This is a genomic window from Bordetella sp. (genome assembly GCF_057362025.1).
Map to the genome: position 1 here is coordinate 1 of NZ_JBMQQZ010000081.1, position 18,346 is coordinate 18,346.

At 67.1% G+C, this 18,346-nt stretch carries 18 protein-coding genes; 5 read left to right on the plus strand and 13 right to left on the minus strand.

Annotation, left to right across the window (positions count from 1 at the left end; all coding sequences use genetic code 11):
• Nucleotides 1–1,362, minus strand: a 1,362-nt coding sequence (rpoN, locus tag ACO1P8_RS17145; RefSeq protein ID WP_486297102.1) for an RNA polymerase factor sigma-54, incomplete at its 3' end; no start/stop codon positions are given.
• A gap of 16 nt (nucleotides 1,363–1,378) precedes the next feature.
• Between rpoN and ACO1P8_RS17150 the strand changes: the two genes are divergently transcribed.
• The 3 genes from ACO1P8_RS17150 to leuA all read left to right on the plus strand — a co-directional run bounded on the left by ACO1P8_RS17150 (nucleotide 1,379) and on the right by leuA (nucleotide 4,263).
• Complete coding sequence (locus ACO1P8_RS17150) at nucleotides 1,379–2,083, plus strand: hypothetical protein (protein ID WP_486297090.1); 705 nt, start codon at nucleotides 1,379–1,381, stop codon at nucleotides 2,081–2,083.
• 43 nt (nucleotides 2,084–2,126) lie between these two features.
• On the plus strand, nucleotides 2,127–2,342 hold the full coding sequence (locus ACO1P8_RS17155) for a hypothetical protein (protein ID WP_486297091.1): 216 nt from the start codon (nucleotides 2,127–2,129) through the stop codon (nucleotides 2,340–2,342).
• 205 nt (nucleotides 2,343–2,547) lie between these two features.
• Nucleotides 2,548–4,263, plus strand: a complete 1,716-nt coding sequence (leuA, locus tag ACO1P8_RS17160; RefSeq protein ID WP_486297092.1) for a 2-isopropylmalate synthase — start codon at nucleotides 2,548–2,550, stop codon at nucleotides 4,261–4,263.
• A gap of 94 nt (nucleotides 4,264–4,357) precedes the next feature.
• Here leuA and ACO1P8_RS17165 read toward each other — a convergent pair whose 3' ends face one another.
• The 10 genes from ACO1P8_RS17165 to ACO1P8_RS17210 all read right to left on the minus strand — a co-directional run bounded on the left by ACO1P8_RS17165 (nucleotide 4,358) and on the right by ACO1P8_RS17210 (nucleotide 14,366).
• Nucleotides 4,358–5,158, minus strand: a complete 801-nt coding sequence (locus tag ACO1P8_RS17165; protein WP_486297103.1) for a carbohydrate ABC transporter permease — start codon at nucleotides 5,156–5,158, stop codon at nucleotides 4,358–4,360.
• 86 nt (nucleotides 5,159–5,244) lie between these two features.
• Nucleotides 5,245–6,108: a carbohydrate ABC transporter permease gene (locus ACO1P8_RS17170; protein ID WP_486297104.1), complete on the minus strand. Its 864-nt coding sequence runs from the start codon at nucleotides 6,106–6,108 to the stop codon at nucleotides 5,245–5,247.
• A 20-nt stretch (nucleotides 6,109–6,128) separates the two neighbouring features.
• Complete coding sequence (locus ACO1P8_RS17175) at nucleotides 6,129–7,421, minus strand: ABC transporter substrate-binding protein (protein WP_486297093.1); 1,293 nt, start codon at nucleotides 7,419–7,421, stop codon at nucleotides 6,129–6,131.
• Nucleotides 7,422–7,474: 53 nt separating this feature from the next.
• The gene (locus ACO1P8_RS17180) at nucleotides 7,475–8,524 is read right to left on the minus strand and encodes an ABC transporter ATP-binding protein (RefSeq protein ID WP_486297094.1); all 1,050 of its coding nucleotides are present in this window, start codon (nucleotides 8,522–8,524) and stop codon (nucleotides 7,475–7,477) included.
• Between the two features lie 95 nt (nucleotides 8,525–8,619).
• Complete coding sequence (locus tag ACO1P8_RS17185; protein ID WP_486297095.1) at nucleotides 8,620–9,441, minus strand: phosphodiesterase; 822 nt, start codon at nucleotides 9,439–9,441, stop codon at nucleotides 8,620–8,622.
• Nucleotides 9,442–9,508: 67 nt separating this feature from the next.
• Nucleotides 9,509–10,501 (minus strand): ABC transporter ATP-binding protein, encoded by a 993-nt coding sequence (locus ACO1P8_RS17190; protein WP_486297105.1) that lies wholly within the window; start codon nucleotides 10,499–10,501, stop codon nucleotides 9,509–9,511.
• A gap of 77 nt (nucleotides 10,502–10,578) precedes the next feature.
• The gene (locus tag ACO1P8_RS17195; protein WP_486297096.1) at nucleotides 10,579–11,430 is read right to left on the minus strand and encodes an ABC transporter permease; all 852 of its coding nucleotides are present in this window, start codon (nucleotides 11,428–11,430) and stop codon (nucleotides 10,579–10,581) included.
• Nucleotides 11,431–11,432: 2 nt separating this feature from the next.
• A complete protein-coding gene (locus ACO1P8_RS17200) occupies nucleotides 11,433–12,248 on the minus strand; it encodes an ABC transporter permease (protein WP_486297097.1) in 816 nt (271 codons plus the stop codon).
• Nucleotides 12,249–12,318: 70 nt separating this feature from the next.
• Nucleotides 12,319–13,329, minus strand: a complete 1,011-nt coding sequence (locus ACO1P8_RS17205; RefSeq protein WP_486297098.1) for an ABC transporter substrate-binding protein — start codon at nucleotides 13,327–13,329, stop codon at nucleotides 12,319–12,321.
• An 11-nt stretch (nucleotides 13,330–13,340) separates the two neighbouring features.
• Complete coding sequence (locus tag ACO1P8_RS17210; RefSeq protein WP_486297099.1) at nucleotides 13,341–14,366, minus strand: LacI family DNA-binding transcriptional regulator; 1,026 nt, start codon at nucleotides 14,364–14,366, stop codon at nucleotides 13,341–13,343.
• Nucleotides 14,367–14,652: 286 nt separating this feature from the next.
• Here ACO1P8_RS17210 and ACO1P8_RS17215 point away from each other — a divergent pair, with 286 nt between their 5' ends.
• Nucleotides 14,653–15,936: an amidase gene (locus ACO1P8_RS17215; protein WP_486297106.1), complete on the plus strand. Its 1,284-nt coding sequence runs from the start codon at nucleotides 14,653–14,655 to the stop codon at nucleotides 15,934–15,936.
• 44 nt (nucleotides 15,937–15,980) lie between these two features.
• Here the strand turns inward: ACO1P8_RS17215 and ACO1P8_RS17220 are convergent, their stop codons facing one another.
• Together ACO1P8_RS17220 and ACO1P8_RS17225 are read right to left on the minus strand one after the other, a co-directional pair.
• Nucleotides 15,981–16,298, minus strand: a complete 318-nt coding sequence (locus ACO1P8_RS17220; RefSeq protein ID WP_094839481.1) for a hypothetical protein — start codon at nucleotides 16,296–16,298, stop codon at nucleotides 15,981–15,983.
• Between the two features lie 87 nt (nucleotides 16,299–16,385).
• Nucleotides 16,386–16,730, minus strand: a complete 345-nt coding sequence (locus ACO1P8_RS17225; protein WP_486297100.1) for a DUF1840 domain-containing protein — start codon at nucleotides 16,728–16,730, stop codon at nucleotides 16,386–16,388.
• 178 nt (nucleotides 16,731–16,908) lie between these two features.
• Here ACO1P8_RS17225 and ACO1P8_RS17230 point away from each other — a divergent pair.
• Nucleotides 16,909–18,346 (plus strand): DUF6531 domain-containing protein (locus tag ACO1P8_RS17230; RefSeq protein ID WP_486297101.1); only part of this gene is annotated, 1,438 nt, incomplete at its 3' end.

Sequence of the window (18,346 nt, forward strand, 5' to 3'; positions counted from 1 at the left end):
GTATTTGGCCACGGTGCGGCGGGCGATGACGATGCCCTGTTCGGCCAGCTTGAGCATGAGCTGATTGTCCGACAGGGGCTTGGCGCGGTTCTCCTCGGCGACCAGGCGCTTGATGTGCGCCTGCACCGCCGTGGCGGACGCGCTGTCGCCGGTATCGGTCGCCACCCCTGCGCCAAAAAAGTCCTTGAGCTCCATCGTGCCGAACGGAGTGAGCATGTACTTCTGCGTTGTGGCCCGTGAAATCGTGGATTCATGCAATCCCAATTCCCCGGCGATATCCTTCAGGATCAGCGGCCGCATGGCCGAGGGCCCCTGGCTGAAGAAGGCGGACTGGTGGTCGACGATAGCCTGCGCCACCCGCAGGATGGTATCGAAGCGCTGCTCCACGTTGCGGATCATCCATCGGGCCTGTTGCAGTTGCGCGTGCAGGGCGGAATGGCTGGCATCGCGCTGATTCGCCAGCATCTGCGCATAGACGCCATTGATGCGCAGGCGCGGCATCGCCGCGCTGTTCAGCACCACCCGCCAACCCTTGCGCCCTTTGCGGACGATGACGTCGGGAATGGCGTAGTCGGCAGCCGGCACCGTCCAGCGCCGGCCCGGCCGCGGATCGAGCCTCAGGATCAAGGCCCGCGCGGCCCGGACCATGGCATCGTCGCACTGCAGGGCCTCGCGCAGGCGCGCCGGATTCACGCCCGCCAATAGTGGCAGGTGACCGGCGCAGATACGCAGGGCGCAGGCCAGGACCGCTGGGTCGGCCGCCTCGGGCAACGTGGCGATGTTGGGTTCGCGCAACTGCAGCGCCAGGCATTCGGCCATATCGCGCGCGCCGATGCCGGGCGGATCGAAGGATTGCAGCAACCGCAAGGCGGCGCGCAATTCGTCTATGTCGGCTTCGACTTCCGCGGGCAGCCATCCCAGGATCTCTTCCAGCGGCGACCCCAGATAGCCGTTGTCGTCCAACTCGTCGATCAGCAGGGCCACCAGCGTCGCGTCGCGATGGCTCGCGCGCGTGAGCGCCAGCTGGGCCAGCAGATGCTCGCGCAAGGTTTCGCCGCGAGCGGCTTCCGGCATGTCGTTGTCGTCGTCGGAATGGACCCCCTTGGCGCCCGGCATTTCGTCCACACCGGTTTCGCGTTCCGGCGTAGGATCGTCGTCATGCGCCGATTCTTCGCGATTGGAATCGATGTCTTCCGCCGCGGGATCCTCGTCACGCTCCAACAGCGGGTTTTCGTCCAGCGCCTGCGAGATTTCCGCCTCGAGGGCGAGCGTCGACAGCTGCAGCATCCGGATGGATTGCTGCAGCTGCGGGGTCAGGGCCAGGTGCTGCCCGGGGCGGAGTTCAAGGGCGTGACGCGTCATAGGTACAATATTTTGCATGATGAATCCGACTTCGCCCGAACGCGTACGCCAGGATAGCCGGCTGATCCGCCAGACTCTGCTGAAACTGTCCTCCTCACGGCTGGCCGTCCGCGCGATCGTCATCGCCGTGGCCGTGGTGATCTGGCTGCTGGTGGCCCAGCGTATCCTGGCCTTCGGCGCCACCCTGGATTATCAGTTCCTGCACCCGCTGGGCGCTTCGACCATCGAATTGCTGAATCGCATCAACCCTTATTTGTGGTGGGCGGTAGCCGCCATATGGTCATTGATCGTGTTCTTCGCCGTACGGGGATGGCTGCGCGGCAATATGGAGGCCGAACGGCTGCGGACCGTACCGGCGGACACCTTTGCCGACCTGGCGGCCGAGCTTGGCGATGAAGCCCTGGCTGTGATGCGCTGGAGTTGGGGCAGCCGCGACGAACCCTTTACCGTTGGCGATCTGCAACGCACGTTGTGGGAAATCCGCCACGGACGCATCGCCAAGATCGCCATGGTACGCGAACAGGAGGCCATGCTGGGCATTCCGCAAGGCGTGCCGGGTCGGATCGACCGCGGCGACCGCGCCGCCCGCCCGGATCGCGCAGACCGGGCCGAGCGCCCGCTGGCCTCCGGCCGCGAGCTGCCCGGCGAACGCCGCCGCCCCTTGCGGGCCGGTATCGAAACCGAAGGCCCGGCGGAGCCGCGCATCGGCCCTATCAAGTAAAGTAGGGGCCGGCGAACACGCCAAGATTGCATCATCCACCGAAATGTGGTTGACTTATGGCTTGCCCATCATCACACCCATGGCCGCTAACCGCACCTTCCTCGCGATAACCACCGGACGCTTCGGCGCGCCGATGGGCGGCCTGCGTTCCGCGCAAGGCGGGCATGCAGGGGTGTCGACCGTGGCGGACGCCCGGCAGGCCATCGCCGCCGGCTCGCTGGCGCTATCGCTACAACTACCGATCGGTTGCCGGGCCTAGCGTCCCGTGGCAGTTCGGCAGCCGTTGCGCCACACCGTCTTTCCCTTTTAAAACACGAATCTCCCGCCGGCCCGGCCAGGCAAGACCTATCCGGGCTCATCGCCCCGACGCGGCGCGCGATGGGCCGGCAGGCCAGGTGAATCAGCGGCATCGCCATACAGGCGCCGCGCACCGGGATTCATGGACATGCCCCGAGGTAACCCTGATGATGCTCGCCAACCCCGCACAGAAATACCGCCCCTTCGCGCCCTTCGCGCAGGACTACGCCGAACGCACCTGGCCCAGCCGGCGCATTACCCAGCCGCCGATCTGGATGAGCACGGACCTGCGCGACGGCAATCAATCGCTGATCGAGCCGATGAGCATCGAGCGCAAGCTCAGGTTCTTCGAACAGCTGGTGAAGATCGGCTTCAAGGAAATCGAAGTCGGTTTCCCGTCGGCCTCGCAGACCGACTTCGATTTCGTGCGCAAACTGATCGATGAAGGGCGCATTCCGGAGGACGTCGTCATCATCGTGCTGACCCAGTCGCGCGAAGACCTGATCGCGCGCACCGTGGAAGCGGCCGCGGGCGCCCGCCGGGCCATCGTGCATCTGTACAACGCCGTCGCGCCAGCCTTCCGCAAGATCGTCTTCAACATGAGCAAGGACGACATCCGGAAGATCGCCACCACCGGCACGGAAATGGTCAAGGCCGCCGTCGCGCGCCACCCGGAAACCAAATGGGGCTACGAGTATTCGCCGGAAGTCTTCAGCACGACGGAGCCGGAGTTCGCGCTCGAAGTGGTGAACGCGGTCTCGGCCGTGTGGCAGCCGACGCCCACGGACAAGATGATCGTCAACCTGCCGGCCACGATCGAGGCGACCACCCCCAACCTGTATGCGGACCAGATCGAATGGATGCACCGCAACCTGGCGCGCCGCGACAGCATCGTGCTGAGCGTGCATCCGCATAACGACCGCGGCACCGCCGTGGCGGCCGCCGAGTTCGCCGTGATGGCGGGCGCCGACCGCATCGAAGGCTGCCTGTTCGGCAGCGGCGAGCGCACCGGCAACGTCGACCTGGTAACGCTGGCATTGAACCTGTACACCCAGGGCGTGCATCCCGGCCTGGATTTCTCCGACATCGATGAAGTGCGCCGTTGCGCGGAATACTGCAACCAGTTGCCCGTGCATCCGCGCCACCCGTACGCGGGCGACCTCGTGTTCACCGCATTTTCGGGTTCGCACCAGGACGCCATCAAAAAGGGCTTCGCGCGCCAGCAGGCCGATGCGCCATGGGAAGTGCCCTACCTGCCCATCGATCCTGCCGATCTGGGCCGCAGCTACGACGCCGTGATTCGCGTCAACAGCCAATCCGGCAAGGGCGGCGTGTCCTATCTGCTGGAACAGGAACACGGCCTGGTCCTGCCGCGCCGCCTGCAGATCGAGTTCAGCCGCGCGATCCAGCGCGTGACCGACGAGACGGGCCGCGAAGTCACCGCCACCGATGTGTACGACATTTTCAAGAAGGAATACCTGGACCAGCACGCGCCCTGGAAACTCATCCGCCACCGCATCATCGGCGATCCGGCGGCGGCGGAGTCCAAGCATTTCCGCGTGGAAGCGGACGTCGAGGTCGACGGCCAGCGGCGCACGATCACCGGGGAAGGCAACGGCGCGATCTCGGCCTTCGTGGCGGCGCTGGGCATGCCGGCACGCGTCATGGACTATCACGAGCATGCGATCGGCGCCGGCTCGGACACGCGGGCGGCCAGCTATATCGAAGTACGCGTGGGCGATTCCGCGACGGGCTTCGGTGTGGGCGTGGACCGCGATATCGTGACCGCGTCGTTCCAGGCCGTGCTGTGCGCCATCAACCGGCACGTGAAGGGCAATGCGGCTGCGCGGGACACGGCGCAGGCGGAGGCCGTCACGGCCTGAGGCCGGCCCCGCCACCGATCGAAAGCCGGGGCCGCGATCCGCTGCACCGGCGTGCCAAGCCAGAACCGCCAGCGCGACATGCTGGCGGTTTTTTTTAGCGGATACCGGCGCGCAGGAAGGATTGCACGAACTGCCGCTGGAACAACAGGAAGGCGATCAGCAGCGGCGCGGCGGACAGCAGCGTCGCCGCGGTAATGACCGACCAATCTATGCCTTGGTCGGAAGAGGAAAACACCTGCAAACCGACCGTCAGCGGACGGGTATTGACGGAATTCGTGATGATCAGCGGCCACAGGAAATTGTTCCAGTGGTAGCTCACCGATACCAGCCCGTAGGCGATATACGTGGGCCGGGCCAGCGGCACGTACACCTTCATCAGGATCTGCCAACCGTTGGCGCCTTCCACACGCGCGGCTTCTTCCAGTTCGCGCGGAATGGTCTTGAAAGTCTGCCGCAAGAGGAAGATGCCGAATGCCGATGCGAAGTACGGCAGTCCGATGGCGAACACGGTATCGCGTATGCCCAGCCACGTCATGGTGCGGTAGTTTTCGACGATCAGCACATCGGGCATGACCATCAACTGCAGCAGGACCAGCATGAAGACAAAGTCGCGGCCACGGAACTCGAAACGGGCGAAGGCATAGCCGGCCATGGTGGACAACACGAGTTGTGCCGCCAACACCATGGTGACCAGGAAGAAGGTGTTCAAAAAGTAGCGCGGAAACGGCGCGGCGTCCCAGGCGCGGGCGAAGTTCTCCAGCGTCAGCGGCGCGAACAGATCGAAGCGGGTGGCATAGGCGGGCGGATGGATCGCTGCCCAGACCGCATAGAGCAACGGCAGGATCCACAGGATGCCCAGCAGCCACGCACCCACCGTGTCCAGCAGGGAGCCCAGCCGGGGGGGCCGCATCGCCGCCGGCCGCGTGCCGTCACCCGACGCGGCGGCCCGGACTTTTCCGATCGGGGGAGCGGGAGCGACCTTCATTGGTAGTGCGTCCTCCTGTCCAGCCAGCGGAATTTCAGCAATGCCGCCAGGCCCAGCACGGCCAACAGGACGACGGTCAGAGTGGCGGCATAGGCGGTATCCCAGAAGCTGAAGCCCACTTGGAAGATATAGAACAGCAGCAGCGTGCTGGCATTGTCGGGGCCGCCGCGCGTCATCACCAAGACATGGTCGACCAGCCGGAAGGCGTTGATCAAGGCGTTGATCAGTACGAACAGCGTGGTGGGCATGAGCAGAGGCCATAGCACGCGGCTGAAGTACTGCCAACGCGATGCGCCCTCCAGCATGGCGGCCTCGCGCAGCGAGGGTGACACGCCTTGCAGCGCGGCCAGGTAGAAGACCATGAAGAAGCCCGCCTCCTTCCAGACCGACACCACCATCAGGGCGGGCAAGGCGGTTTCGCGCGAACCCAGCCAGTTGACGCCCGGCAGGCCGAACACCTGGAGGACTTGCGCGATCAGGCCGTACTGCGGGGTGTAGAAGAACAGCCAGATATTCGCCACGGCGACCATGGGCAGCACCGTGGGCGTGAAGTAGGACAGCCGGAGAAAACCGCGGCCGGCCAGGTTGCGATTGACCCACAGCGCCATCGCCAGCGCCAGCGCCACCGACGTCGGAATGGTGCCCAGCGCGAACCACAGATTGTTCCACAGGGCCTGCCAGAACACCGGGTCCTCGCGCATCGCCTGGTAGTTGTCCAGGCCGACGAAGACCGCGGGACGACGGCCCTTGGGCGTGGAAAAGAAGCTGTGCCACAGCGTCGCGACCGCGGGATAGTGGGTAAAGGCGGCCAGCAGCACCAGGGCCGGCAGCAGCAGCAGCCAGCCGTATACCGCCTTCATCCCGGGCGCGACGCGCGGATTCATCGATAGGGCCGCAGGATGCGGTCCGCCTCGCGCTGCGCGTCGCTCAAGGCCTGCTGTGCCGGCTTCGCACCGGTCAGGACGGCCTGCAACGCGTCGTTCAGCACTTTGGTGACGCGCTGGTTCTCATGGGTGGAAAACTCCGCCACGCTGACCGCCAGCTGGTCGCGCGCCACCAGCGCGGCGGGCACCTGCTGCGCGTATTGCTTCATCTTGGGCGTTTCCCAGGCCGCCGGCGTCACCGCGACATAGCCGGTGGCGATGCTCCATTCGGCCGCGCGTTCCGGCGAGGTCGCCCACTGCGCGAACTTCAGCGCGGCCTTCTGCTGGGCCGGCGTACCGCTCTTGAAGATGTAGAAGTTGCCGCCGCCTGTGGGGCTGCCGCCGCGCATTTTCTTGGGCATCATGGCCACGCCGAACGGGAATGTGGCGTTGGCCCGGATGTTGGTCAGGTTACCCGTCGTGGTCCATATGATGGCCGCTTTCTTCTCCAGGAAGTCCTTGGGCGTGGTGCCCCAGTCGATGGTGCCCGAAGGCATCGCCCCATGCCTGGCGGACAGATCGCGCCAGAACTGCGCGGCCTCCACGACGGCGGGCTTGTCCAGCATGACCTGGTTGCCGGCCTCGTTCATCAGGATCGCGTTGTTGGGCGTGGTCAGCGCCTGGAACAGCCAATAGGCGAAAGCGCCGCCGGACGGAATTTCCAGGCCCCATTGCGTGACGTTGCCGGACGCATCCTTCCTGGTGAGCTTGACCGAAGCATCCACCAGCTCCTGCCAGGTCGCCGGCGGGTGCTCGGGATCCAGGCCAGCGGCCTTGAACAGATCCTTGTTGTAGTACATGACGATGGTGGAGCGCTGGAACGGCACGCCCCACACGTGGCCGCCGCTACGGCTGTTCTGCATGAAGGCGTCGTAGAAACCGCCCAGCCATGCCTTGCCGGCCGCATCGCCGGCCAGCCCGTCGATGGGCACGATGGCGTCCTCGTCGATCAGGGTGAACATATCGGTGGACAGCAGCACCGCAAGCTGCGGCGGCTGCCCGCCCTTCATCGCGGTCAGTACCTTGGCGATGGAGTCCTGATAGGTGCCGGCGTAGACGGGCTTGACGTTGATGTCGGGATTTTCCTTGTGGAAATCCGCCACCATGCCGTCGATGATCTTGGTGATGGGGCCGCCTACCGCCACCGGGTAATAGAACTCCACGTCCACCGCCTGCTGGGCGTGGACGGGCAAGGCAAACAGCGCGCCGGCCATGACGGCGGCAAGGCTTTTCAATACGGTGCGTCGCATAGTGGCTTCCTGGAAAGGTGCATGGGAAAAACGGGAAACATCCTGCCGCGCGATCATGACGGCCGTAGGGCGGCGCCCTTCGCATCGAAAAAATGCTGGTGTTGCGGCGCCCAATCCAGTCTGACGGCATCGCCCGCGGCCGCCGTAGCGTGCCCGGTCAGGCGCACGGCAATACCGGCGCTGGCGCCCACGGCGCAGGTAACGATGGAGTCGGCACCGAAATACTCGACGCCCTGCACGACGGCGGGACGGCCCTGGTCGGACAGGCGGATGTGCTCCGGCCGCACCCCCAGGCGGGCGGCGTTGGCGGGCGCGCCGGCAACCGCCGGCCCGCCGGTGCCGGCCGGCACGCGGACGCCGTTCAGGTTGTCCAGCATCAGCAGGTTCATGGGCGGCGTACCGATGAAGCGCGCGGCGAACTCCGTGGCGGGGCGCGCGTACAGGCCATCCGGGGTATCGCGCTGTTCCACCGCGCCGTTGCTCAGCAGAACGATCTGATCGGCCATGCTCATGGCCTCGGTCTGGTCGTGCGTGACGTAGACCATGGTGATGCCCAGCTGCCGCTGCAGCGAACGGATCTCGCGGCGCATATCGTGACGCAACTGCGCGTCCAGGTTGGACAGCGGTTCGTCCATCAGGCATACCGGCGCCTCGGAAATCACCGCCCGGCCGAGCGCGACGCGCTGCTGCTGTCCGCCGGACAATTGCGCGGGCTTGCGGTCCAGCAGTTTTTCCAGGCCCAGCAGGTCCGCCACGCGCGCGAGGCGCCTGGCGTAGTCCGCCCGCGGTTCCTTGCGCACCTTCAGGCCGAACAGGATGTTCTCGCGCACGGTCAGGTGCGGGAACAGCGCGTATGACTGGAATACCATGGCGATGCGGCGGCGCGCGGGCGGCAGGTGCGTGACGTCGTCCCCGCCAATGACGATGCGGCCGGAAGTCGGCGTGTCCAGGCCCGCGATCATGCGCAGCGTGGTCGACTTGCCGCAGCCGGACGGTCCCAGCAGGACCGTGAAGCTGCCGGCCGGCACAACGATATCGATGTCGTGGATCGCGGCGGTATCGGCGTACCGCTTCGTCAACTGTTCCAGAACGATGGCTGCCATGTCCCCTCGGTGTCAGGCTGCGGCGGGCCTATTGTGACTGCAAATGAAATCCTTTTCATTGTGCAGTGCGAACATGACGGAACGATGGCACTCCATTATTCATCGATCAGTTCCCCGCCCTCGTGAAACGGATAGGGGCCGGGATAGGGGCCGATGTAGGCCACGTGGCTGACCAGGGCGTCGTCGCGCCACTCGTGCAGCATGTAGGCCGGCGGTTCCATCATGAATGCCGAGGGCGCGTCCGGACGCAAGTCCAGCGCCACCTGGTGCGCGGGGCTGGGGCAGGTCGATGCGATCGTCCCCGCGAAGCGGCGATGGATGCTGCGGTGCAGATGGCCGCACAGGATTCTTTCGATATTGCCGTGCCTGCCGACGATGCGCGCCAGCGCTTCCGCGCCCTGCAGCAGACCGATCGCATCCATATGCCCGATGCCGGTATCGAAAGGCGGATGATGCATGACCAGCACCGTCGGCCGCGCCGGTTGCTCGGCCAGGCGGCCGGCCAGCCAGGACAGGCGCCGCTCGCAAAGGATGCCGTGGCTATGGCCGGGGACGACGGTGTCCAGCACGACGATGCGCACGGGATAGTCGTCCACGACGTACTGGGCATAGCCGTCGCAGCCGCGCAGCGAGGGATGGCCGACAAAGACGTTCGCCAGCGTGTCGCGGTCGTCGTGGTTGCCGGGCAGCAGCAGGTAGGGCATGTTCAGCTCGTCGAGCATGCCCTTCAGGTGGACGTACTCGGCGGGACGGCCGAAGTCCGTGAGGTCGCCGGAAATGATGACGACATCCGGCCGGGGACGCTGGGCGTTGATGGCGGCGATGGCCGGCGGCAGGAAGGTATCCGTGGCGACCACGCGATAGGCCTTCTGGCCGGGCAGGCGGATATGGAGATCGCTGAGCTGGGCAATAAGCATGTCGTGTCGGATGTGCGGTGTGGCGGAGTAACGATGCGGCGATGTGGCCGAAAGGAATGGCGGCGCGTCACCCGGCCAGCGGACGCGCCAGACGGACGGCGACACGGTCGCCGACGGCATGCGCGCTGTCGGCGGGCGCCACCACCGAAAAGGCTTGCCCGTCATCCAGCAGGACTTCCAGGCGGATGGCCGCGCCCAGGAAGAAGCGCGCCACGATGCGGGCGGCCAGGGCGTTATCGCGGGCAGGCAGCAGTTGGGCTTCGTGCGGACGGAAGGCGATGTCGCCGCCGCCCGCTATCAGCAAACCTTCGGCGGTCGCCGCCTTGACGCGGCATAGCGTGCCCAGAAAGCCGCCGACGAAGGCAGTGGCGGGCGCGCGATACAGCGCTTCCGCCGTACCGGTCTGCTCGAGCCGGCCCTCCGACATCACGGCGATGCGGTCGCCCAGCATCATGGCCTCTTCCTGGTCGTGCGTGACGATGACCGTGGTGATCGCCAGCTCGCGCAACAGTTGCGCGAGCTCGACCCGCAGCTGCTCGCGCAGTTTGGCGTCCAGCGCGGTCAGCGGTTCATCCAGCAGAAGAACGCGCGGCTGGATGGCCAGCGCGCGCGCCAGGGCAACGCGCTGGCGCTGCCCTCCGGACAACTGGCCGATGCGGCGATCGGCGTAGTCCCCCAGCCGCACCAGGTCCAGCATTTGGCGCACGCGGACATCGCGGGCCGCGGACGCCATGCCGCGCACGCGCAGGCCGTAGCCCACGTTGCCGGCGACGGTCATGTTGGGAAACAGGGCATAGTTCTGGAAGACGACGCCCACGCCGCGCGCCTGTGGCGGCTGCGCCGTGACGTCTTCGCCATCGAAGCGGATACTGCCACCCGCGTCGGGCGCTTCCAGTCCGCACATCATGCGCAACAAGGTCGTCTTGCCGCAGCCCGACGGGCCCAACAAGGCCAGCGTACTGCCGCCTTCCACATGCAGGTCGATGGGATGCAGGGCACGCGTGCCGTCCGGCCAGGTCTTCGCGCACTGGCTCAGCGTGATGGCGACGGGCGGTGCCATGGCGGGTACCTGGTGCGCGGCGGCCGCAATATGCGCGCAATCCGCCGCGACCGCGGCGGCTTTCTTTTCCGATGCGATCATGGCGCCTCCCTGGCCTGGAGAGCGGGCGAAACGGCCGGTGCGCGGCGCGGGTCCGCATTGCCGTTGGCGGTGGCGCGGCCCGCGAACCACTGCAGGCCAAGCAAAAGGGGCATGATCATCAGCAGGAACACCAGCGTATAGGCCGAGCCCACTTCCAAGCGCATCGACGCGTAGCTGTCGGCAAGGCCGACGGGCAGGGTCTTGGTCAAGGGGGTATGCAGCAGCCAGGTCAGATTGAATTCGCCGACCGACAAGGTCAGCACGGTCAGCGCGCCGGTCAGGATGCCGGGCATGGCGTTGGGTACGACGATGTCGAAAAAGCGGCGCGCGCACGAGGCGCCCAGCGTGGACGCGGCCTCGTCCAGCGTGGCCAGGCCTGCCAGCGCCATGCTGGCCTTGGCCGCGCGCACCATGAAGGGCAGTGTGAACAGCACGTGCCCGATTACGATGAACGCCACGCTGCCACGCAGTCCGCCGACGCTGCCCCACGACACGATCAGCGCGAGCGCCGTGGCCAGTCCGGGCACGGCCACGGGCAGGGTCAGCAGCGATTCGAAAACGCCGGCCAGGCGTCCGCGATGCGTGGTCAGGGCCCAGGCCGCGGGCACGCCGATCGCCAGGCACACGGCCAGCGTCGCCAGCGCCACGGCCAGCGAGCGCCACACCGTATCCGAATACAGGTCCCATACCTGCGCCACCCAGCGCAACGTCAGGCCGCTGGACAAGCCGATGAAGGCATTGCGCGTCAGTCCAGCGAGCATCGACATAATGACCGGACCGATAAGGAAAGCGGCCACGACCAGTGTCGCGGACAGGCCCAGGCGGAATTCCATGGCGGAGGATCGCATGCTTACGCTCCCGCGCCGGCGCGCTCGCCGGAGACGCTGTGCGCCACGTACAGAATGGCCCATGTCACACCGCCCAACACGATGGACAAGGCGGCCGCCACGGGAATATTGGCGTAGTTGGTGAACTCGTTGTAGATGGTCACGGGCAGCACGTCGATCTGCGTACCGAGCGTGAAGACGGTGCCGAACGCGCCCATGCTGGTGGCGAAGCACATGGCCCCCGCGGCGGCCAGGGCCGGTCGCAAGGCAGGCAGCTCCACATCCGCGAACCGCCGCCAGCCGCCGGCGCCAAGGGTCGCCGCGGCCTCGCGCATGGCGGGGTCGATCTGCGACGCGGCGGCCGCCACCATGCCGATGGTGCGCGGCAGGGAGAAGTACAGATAACCCAGGAACAGGCCGGCCATGCCATAGGCGAAGACCAGCGGCTGGCCGGTCAGCCAGCGCGAAACCGTGCTGGCCAGGCCCTGGCGCCCCGCCAGGAGGATGATCAGGAAGCCCACGACCACGCCGGGAAAAGCCAGCGGAAACGTCAGCATCCCCATCAGCGCGCCGCGCCCCGCGAAGCGGGGATGGGCGGCCAGGAAGCGCCCGACGGGCAAGGCGATGGCCAGCGTGACCAGCGAGGCGGCCAGCGACAGCGCCGCCGTGTTGAACAGGCTGCGCCAGTACTGCGCGTGCGCGATCACCGTCCAGTACGCGCTGGCGCCGTCGCGCACCGCGAAGCCCGTGGCCGCCAGGCGCGCCATGGGCAGCAGCCAGAAGGCCAGGAACAGCGCCGCGGCCGGCGCGGCAAACATCATTCCATCACGCCGTGCCATCTCGACCTTCCATCGCGCAATGCCACCCGCATGACACCGTCATGGCTCTATCGGGAATGCCGCGGACCATCTAGTTCACTTCCTTGGCGTAGCGTTCCGAGAACGCGCGTTGCACCGCCGCCATCTTGCCGTAGTCGACGGTCCCGGCACGCGCGTACTCCGACGCCGGCAGGAACTTCTTCTGCGCCTCCGGCGATACCGCGCTCGGGCGCACCGGACGCAGATAGGCGTTGGCCCAGATGGCCTGGCCTTCATCGGACAACGTGAAATCCAGGACCTTGCGGCCGTTGTCCGCATGCGGCGCATTGGCGACCAGGCTCATCACATAGGGCACCGCGATCGTCCCTTCCTTGGGAATGACGAACCGCACGTGCGCGCCATCCTTGTACCTGGCGCGATAGGCATTGAAGTCGTAGTCGACCAGGATGGGAATTTCGCCGGACAACACGCGCGCATAGGCGGTCTGCTTGGGGACGATGGGGTCGTTGGCCTGCATCTTCCTGAACCACTCGATGGCCGGACCGAAGTCGTCCAGGTTGCCTCCCATGGCGCGGTTCACCGCCACCGCGCCGACGTAGCCGACGAAGGCGGAGGCCGGATCCAGATAACCCACCATGCCGCGGTACGCCGGCTTGAGCAGGTCCTGCCAGGACTGCGGCACCGGCTTGCCGTTGAGGGCGTCGACGTTGACCATGAAGCCCAGCGTGCCCGAATGGATGGCAAACCATTTGCCATCCGGATCCTTCATGCCGGCGGGGATGTCGTCCCAATGGGAGGGCTTGTAGCCTTGCACGAGCTTGTCCTGCGCGGCCTGGATGCCGAAGGTCACGCCCAGGTAGGCGACGTCGGCCACCGGATTGGCGCGCTCGGCCGCCATCGATGCCAGCGCCTGGCCCGAATTCTTGTTGTCCGCGGGCACCGCGATGCCGGTCTTTTCCTTGATGGCCTTGAGCTCTGCGGCCCAGTCCGCCCATTCGGGCGGGCAGTTGTAGCAGACGGCATTCTGCGCATGCGCGGCCGCGCCCATCAGCCCCAGGGCCAGGGCGGCGGCGCGCAGCGCCTTGTTCAGCAATTGCGACATTTCAATGTTCCTTATTCGGCAGGATAGGAAGAAGCGGCCGCCACGGTGCGGCCGGTAATCAATCGATGCGGCAGGCGCGAGGAAACCGGGGATTCGCCGCGCAACATCGCCAGCAGTTGCGCGCAGGCGCCGGCGCCGATGTCGCGGCTGGGCTGTTCGACGGTGGTCAGCGGCGGCACCATCAGGGCGGCGAAATGCATGCCGTCGAATCCGCATACCGACAGGTCGTCCGGCACGCGCAGGCCCAGCGCTCGCAGTTCGGCGATAACCGACGCGGCCAGCAGATCGTTGGAGCAGAACAAGGCCGTGGGCGCGAGGCCTTCGTCCAGCGCCTGGCGCAGCAGGCCGGCGTCCGCGGCCGTGTGCGACGGCATGCACAGATGCACGGGCGGCGGCAGGCCCAGTTCCCGGGCGCAGGCGCGCGCCCCTTGCAGGCGGCGGCGCGCGCGATCCGACGCGGCCAGAGGACCGGTCACCAGCGCGATGCGGGTATGGCCCTCGCTCGCCAGCCAGCGCACCATGTCGCGCGCGGCGGCCATGTTGTCCACCGATACGCAGGGATGCGACGGCGATTCGTTGTAGACCAGGACATAAGGCAAACCTTCATGCGCGAGCGCGCGCAAGGTCGCGCTGCGCGCGGCGTTGGCCACCGCCAGCAGCACGCCTTCCACCTGGTGGTCGAGCAGGCTGCGCACCGCGGCCGCTTCGCGCGGCAGGTCATACCCTGTAGTGGTGACCATGATGCTGTAGCCGTGATCGTGGGCCCAGGCCTCCGCGCCTTCGAAGCATTCCGCGAACACGGGATTGCACAGCGTGGGCAGCGCCATGCCGATGGTGCGCGTGCTGCCCGAGCGCAGGCTGCTGCCGACGCGGTTGGGACGGAAGCCGGATTCCCGCGCGACCCGTTCGATGCGCTGCAAGGTATCCGGACGCAGCAACCCGGGCCGGTTGAAGGCGCGCGATACCGTGGCGGGTGACACACCGGCGTCACGCGCGATATCCAGAATCGAGGGCCGGTGCAGGGGTTTGCTGGGCACGGACGGCTGTCCCTGTGGTTGAAATCGTTTTCACTTTAGGCGCCGTGCATGACAACGTTATTGCAGCGCAGCGTGCCGCTGCGCGCCGTGGCGGTTCAGTTCCGTGCAAGGTCCGTGGATTCAGGCCCGGGTCCTTGGGGGAATACACGAATGGTGCCGGCACCTGGGGCTGGCACAATTGCTGCTGGGATAAGACGGCGCCGCGCGAGAGCGGGGACGCGAAAAGGTTTTCGATGCCGCGCGCGCGGGCATGGGCCGCATCCGCTGGGGAAGTTATTGAATGGCTATGGTTTTGAATCAATTATCGGCACTGGATGCCGTGCGCATGCTGCAGCGGCGCGAATTGTCCGCGGTACAGCTCATGCGGGCCTGCTTCGCGCGCATCGAACAGCGCGAGGACAGCGTGCATGCATGGGCTGCGCTGGACAAAGAGGCCGCCCTGGCCCGCGCCCTGGCCCTGGATAACGGCGCCATCACAGGCCCCTTGCACGGACTGCCCTTCGGCGTGAAGGACGTGTTCGATACGCAAGACCTTCCCACGACCTACGGCTCCCCCATCTACCGCGACCATCGCCCCGAAGCGGACGCGGGCGCGGTAGGGCGCAGCCGCCAGGCGGGCGCCCTGGTGGCCGGCAAGACGATCAGCACGGAATTCGCCACCTTCAAGGCGCCGCTCACACGCAACCCGCATAACACCGCATATACGCCCGGCGGCTCGTCCAGCGGTTCCGCCGCGGCCGTCGCCGACTTCATGGTGCCTTTCGCGCTGGGCACGCAGACCGCCGCGTCGGTGATCCGTCCGGCCGCCTATTGCGGCGTGGTCGGCTTCAAGCCCAGCTTCGGCACCATCCCGCGCGACGGCATCAAGCTGCTGGCGCCCACCCTGGACACCGTGGGCTGTTTCACCCGGACGGTCGACGATGCGGCGTTGGTCGCATCGGTGCTGATGGACCAGCCCGGATTGCGTCGGCTGGACTACGACGGCCCGCCGCGTGTCGGCATCTATCGGACACCGCAATGGCGCCACACGCTGCCAGAGACCCGCGAAGCAATGATGCAGGCCGCCGAAACGCTGGGACGCGCCCGCGCCGTGGTCCAGGAAGTCGATACCCCGCCGGAATACTGCGCGCTGGTGCAATTGCAGTCCGACATCATGGCCTATGAGGCGGCGCGTTCGCTGGCGACCGAGCGGGAGCAGCATGCAAGCCAGATCAGCCCGGGGCTGCTCGCGCTGCTGCAGGGCGGGGACAAGATAGACCAGGCCCGGCACGAGGCCAATCTGCAGCGGGCCTCCGACATGTACTCGCACCTGCGTGGCTGGTTCGATCGCTTCGACGTCCTGCTCACCCCCAGCGCGCCGGGCGAAGCACCTTTCGCGGACCAGGGCACCGGCGATCCGCTGTTCGGACGCGTGTGGACCTTGTTCGGCCTGCCTTGCATCCACCTGCCCTTTGCCACCGGGCCGCACGGCCTGCCGGTGGGCCTGCAGGCCGTGGGCGCCAAGGGCAGCGACCATCGCTTGCTGTGCATCGCCAAGTGGATGCACAACAAGCTGCGCCCGCAAGGCTGAGCACGCTTGGACGGCGCGCGCCGCCCGCCACGCGCGGCTTTCGTTCAGTAGCCGACCGTCAGGCCCGGCAGGTCGACGGTAATCCGAGACCGGCCCAGCGCCAGTGCGGCCTGATGGGCGAATTCCTGCGCGCGCCGCGTGTCGGCCGCCAACAGGTCATAACCGAGCGCGTCGGCCACGCCCAATATTTTGTCCAGCAGCAGGACCTTGCCGCTGGGCCGCAAGGGCTCGCAGCCAAGGGATTCCCAGTTCCGGTCGAACCATTCGCGCGCCCGCGCCGCGCCTTCGGGCGTGGGATCCACCTGGGTGACCAGGTGAACCGCCCGCCGGGCATCGTAAAGGATGGAGACGTCTGCGCGCATGCCGGTTTCCTTGTGCCGCGGAACGCGGCGTCGTGGCCCGCACGGCCCGGACCGCGCGGCATCAGGTTCACGCGCTTACGCGACGCATCACCAGGACGTGGCCGTTTCCCACGTGACATTCACGCCCTTGGCCTGGGCTTTCTTCATCAGGTCCAGCAACGGATATGCGCGTTGCTGCAGGCCTACCGGCCGCGCCATGGGATGCACAGGCTGGGCATCCGGGTCTTTTTCCACGTCCTCGGAAGGGTGTGGGGCCAGCTCCACCGCCTTTTCTATGCCGGCGATGGCCTGCGGCAATTGATCCGGCGTGAACACGCCGCGTTCGGGAAACGCAGCAGGAAGCGACTTGCCCGCTGCCCGCAGCAACGGTGCGGCGTGATCGGAGAGCATCAGGACTTCCGAGCCGGCTTTGGAGCGGAAAGAGATCAGCATGGCGTAATTCCAGGGTCTTTCATCAGGGACGAATTCATACACTACCCCAACACGGCAAGCCTGCCAATCGCACTCTGGACGCAGGACGTCGACAGGTTGCGCACGGGGCGCGGCCGCGCGTCCATGGAGCAGCGACGTGCGGATCGGAACGGGATATGGCGGAAGAGGGAACGGCGTCATGGGGGCGATCGCCGTTCTCGGATGGATGGCAGCGGCGGTATCGGCCGCGGCAACGGCCGACCCGGCCGCGCCGGCGCCGCGCCAGGGCGCGTGCGCGGCCGGCCGCCTGGGCCAGCCTTGTCCGGCGGGCGGTACGGCCGCGCAAGGCGCGCCGGCGCCCACGCTGAACCTGGGCGTGGGCAATCCCATCCATCTGGTTTCCGGCAACAAGTACCAGCGTGAAGTCGACCTTCCGGGTCCCGGCGGGCGCGTGGGCCTGGAAATCGTGCGGCACTACAACTCGATGGATCCGCGTACCGGCTTGCTGGGCCGTGGCTGGATGCTGTCGTACGACACACGCCTGTACGCGCACGCCGCGTATGACAAGGTGCAGATCCTCCAGGCCGACGGCAGTCGCGTGGATTTTCGTTGCGATGCGGCATGCCGTCCGCTGGGCCAGGCGCGCGGCCGGCTCGTCCGGGCAGCGCTCACCGGAGAAGCGCACACCGCGCCGCGCGAGGGCGACGAGGCCCGGCAAGTCCGGTGGCGCTGGCACTGGCCGGATGGCCGCACGCTGCATTTCGACGCGGCGGGCCGGCTGGCGCGCATCGACGATGCCGGCGGACACCATGTGCGCATCGTCCGCGACACCGTTGCCGGCGCGACGACAGGCGCGATCAGCGCCGTGGTGGACGATACGGGCCAGGCCTTGCGCTTCTTCTACGAATCGGGGCCCGCCGGCACGCGGCTGGCGCGCATAGACACGCCTTACGGCAGCTATGCGTATCGCCATGACGTGCCGCCCGCGCGCGCGGCACAAGCGGGTGCGGCACGGCAACGCCGGGCGATCGTGGCCGCGGGGCAGCGGTCTGGGCGCGATGGGCGACTGGCGGCGGTGGTGCACCCGGCGGGGTGGCGGCGCGAATACGCCTACGAGCCCGCCCTGCAGGGCGGCAACCCTTATCTGTTGACCGGCATTGCCTGGCGCATCGCGGACGATGCCGTCCCGCTGCGCACCCATAGTTGGGCTTACGACACGCAAGGCCGCGCCGTGCTCGCGGCGCATGGCGACCCCGCATCGCCACGCCATCGCGTGGAAGTCAGCTATTCGGCGGCGCCCACCGCCGACGGCGCGGCCGGGCTGACACGCGTGCACGGCAACGGCGGCGTCACGGATTTCCATACCGCCATTCGCGGCGGGAAACCGGTGCTGCTGCGGGTGGACGGCACGGGGTGCGCGGGCTGCGCGGCGCCGGGGTTGCAGGCGGAACACGATGCGCGCGGCAGGTTGACGCGATTCAATGGCCTGCATCTGCAACGCGATGAGGACGGCGCCCTGCGGCGCCTGTGGGACACCGGGTCCGGATGGCCCGGCCTGTCGATGTCGTTCGATCCGGCCGATCCGCCAGGCAGGCTGGCGGCTTGGTCTTCCGACGCGACCGGACAGGAAACGCGCA

Excerpts from the sequence above, each read along its gene's own strand:
- ACO1P8_RS17150 (WP_486297090.1), top strand. The coding sequence starts at position 1,379 with ATGATGAATCCGACTTCGCCCGAACGCGTACGCCAGGATAGCCGGCTG.
- ACO1P8_RS17155 (WP_486297091.1), top strand. The coding sequence starts at position 2,127 with ATGTGGTTGACTTATGGCTTGCCCATCATCACACCCATGGCCGCTAAC.
- leuA (WP_486297092.1), top strand. The coding sequence starts at position 2,548 with ATGATGCTCGCCAACCCCGCACAGAAATACCGCCCCTTCGCGCCCTTC.
- ACO1P8_RS17170 (WP_486297104.1), bottom strand. The coding sequence starts at position 6,108 with ATGAAGGCGGTATACGGCTGGCTGCTGCTGCTGCCGGCCCTGGTGCTG.
- ACO1P8_RS17175 (WP_486297093.1), bottom strand. The coding sequence starts at position 7,421 with ATGCGACGCACCGTATTGAAAAGCCTTGCCGCCGTCATGGCCGGCGCG.
- ACO1P8_RS17180 (WP_486297094.1), bottom strand. The coding sequence starts at position 8,524 with ATGGCAGCCATCGTTCTGGAACAGTTGACGAAGCGGTACGCCGATACC.
- ACO1P8_RS17185 (WP_486297095.1), bottom strand. The coding sequence starts at position 9,441 with ATGCTTATTGCCCAGCTCAGCGATCTCCATATCCGCCTGCCCGGCCAG.
- ACO1P8_RS17190 (WP_486297105.1), bottom strand. The coding sequence starts at position 10,501 with ATGGCACCGCCCGTCGCCATCACGCTGAGCCAGTGCGCGAAGACCTGG.
- ACO1P8_RS17195 (WP_486297096.1), bottom strand. The coding sequence starts at position 11,430 with ATGCGATCCTCCGCCATGGAATTCCGCCTGGGCCTGTCCGCGACACTG.
- ACO1P8_RS17200 (WP_486297097.1), bottom strand. The coding sequence starts at position 12,248 with ATGGCACGGCGTGATGGAATGATGTTTGCCGCGCCGGCCGCGGCGCTG.
- ACO1P8_RS17205 (WP_486297098.1), bottom strand. The coding sequence starts at position 13,329 with ATGTCGCAATTGCTGAACAAGGCGCTGCGCGCCGCCGCCCTGGCCCTG.
- ACO1P8_RS17215 (WP_486297106.1), top strand. The coding sequence starts at position 14,653 with ATGGTTTTGAATCAATTATCGGCACTGGATGCCGTGCGCATGCTGCAG.
- ACO1P8_RS17220 (WP_094839481.1), bottom strand. The coding sequence starts at position 16,298 with ATGCGCGCAGACGTCTCCATCCTTTACGATGCCCGGCGGGCGGTTCAC.
- ACO1P8_RS17225 (WP_486297100.1), bottom strand. The coding sequence starts at position 16,730 with ATGCTGATCTCTTTCCGCTCCAAAGCCGGCTCGGAAGTCCTGATGCTC.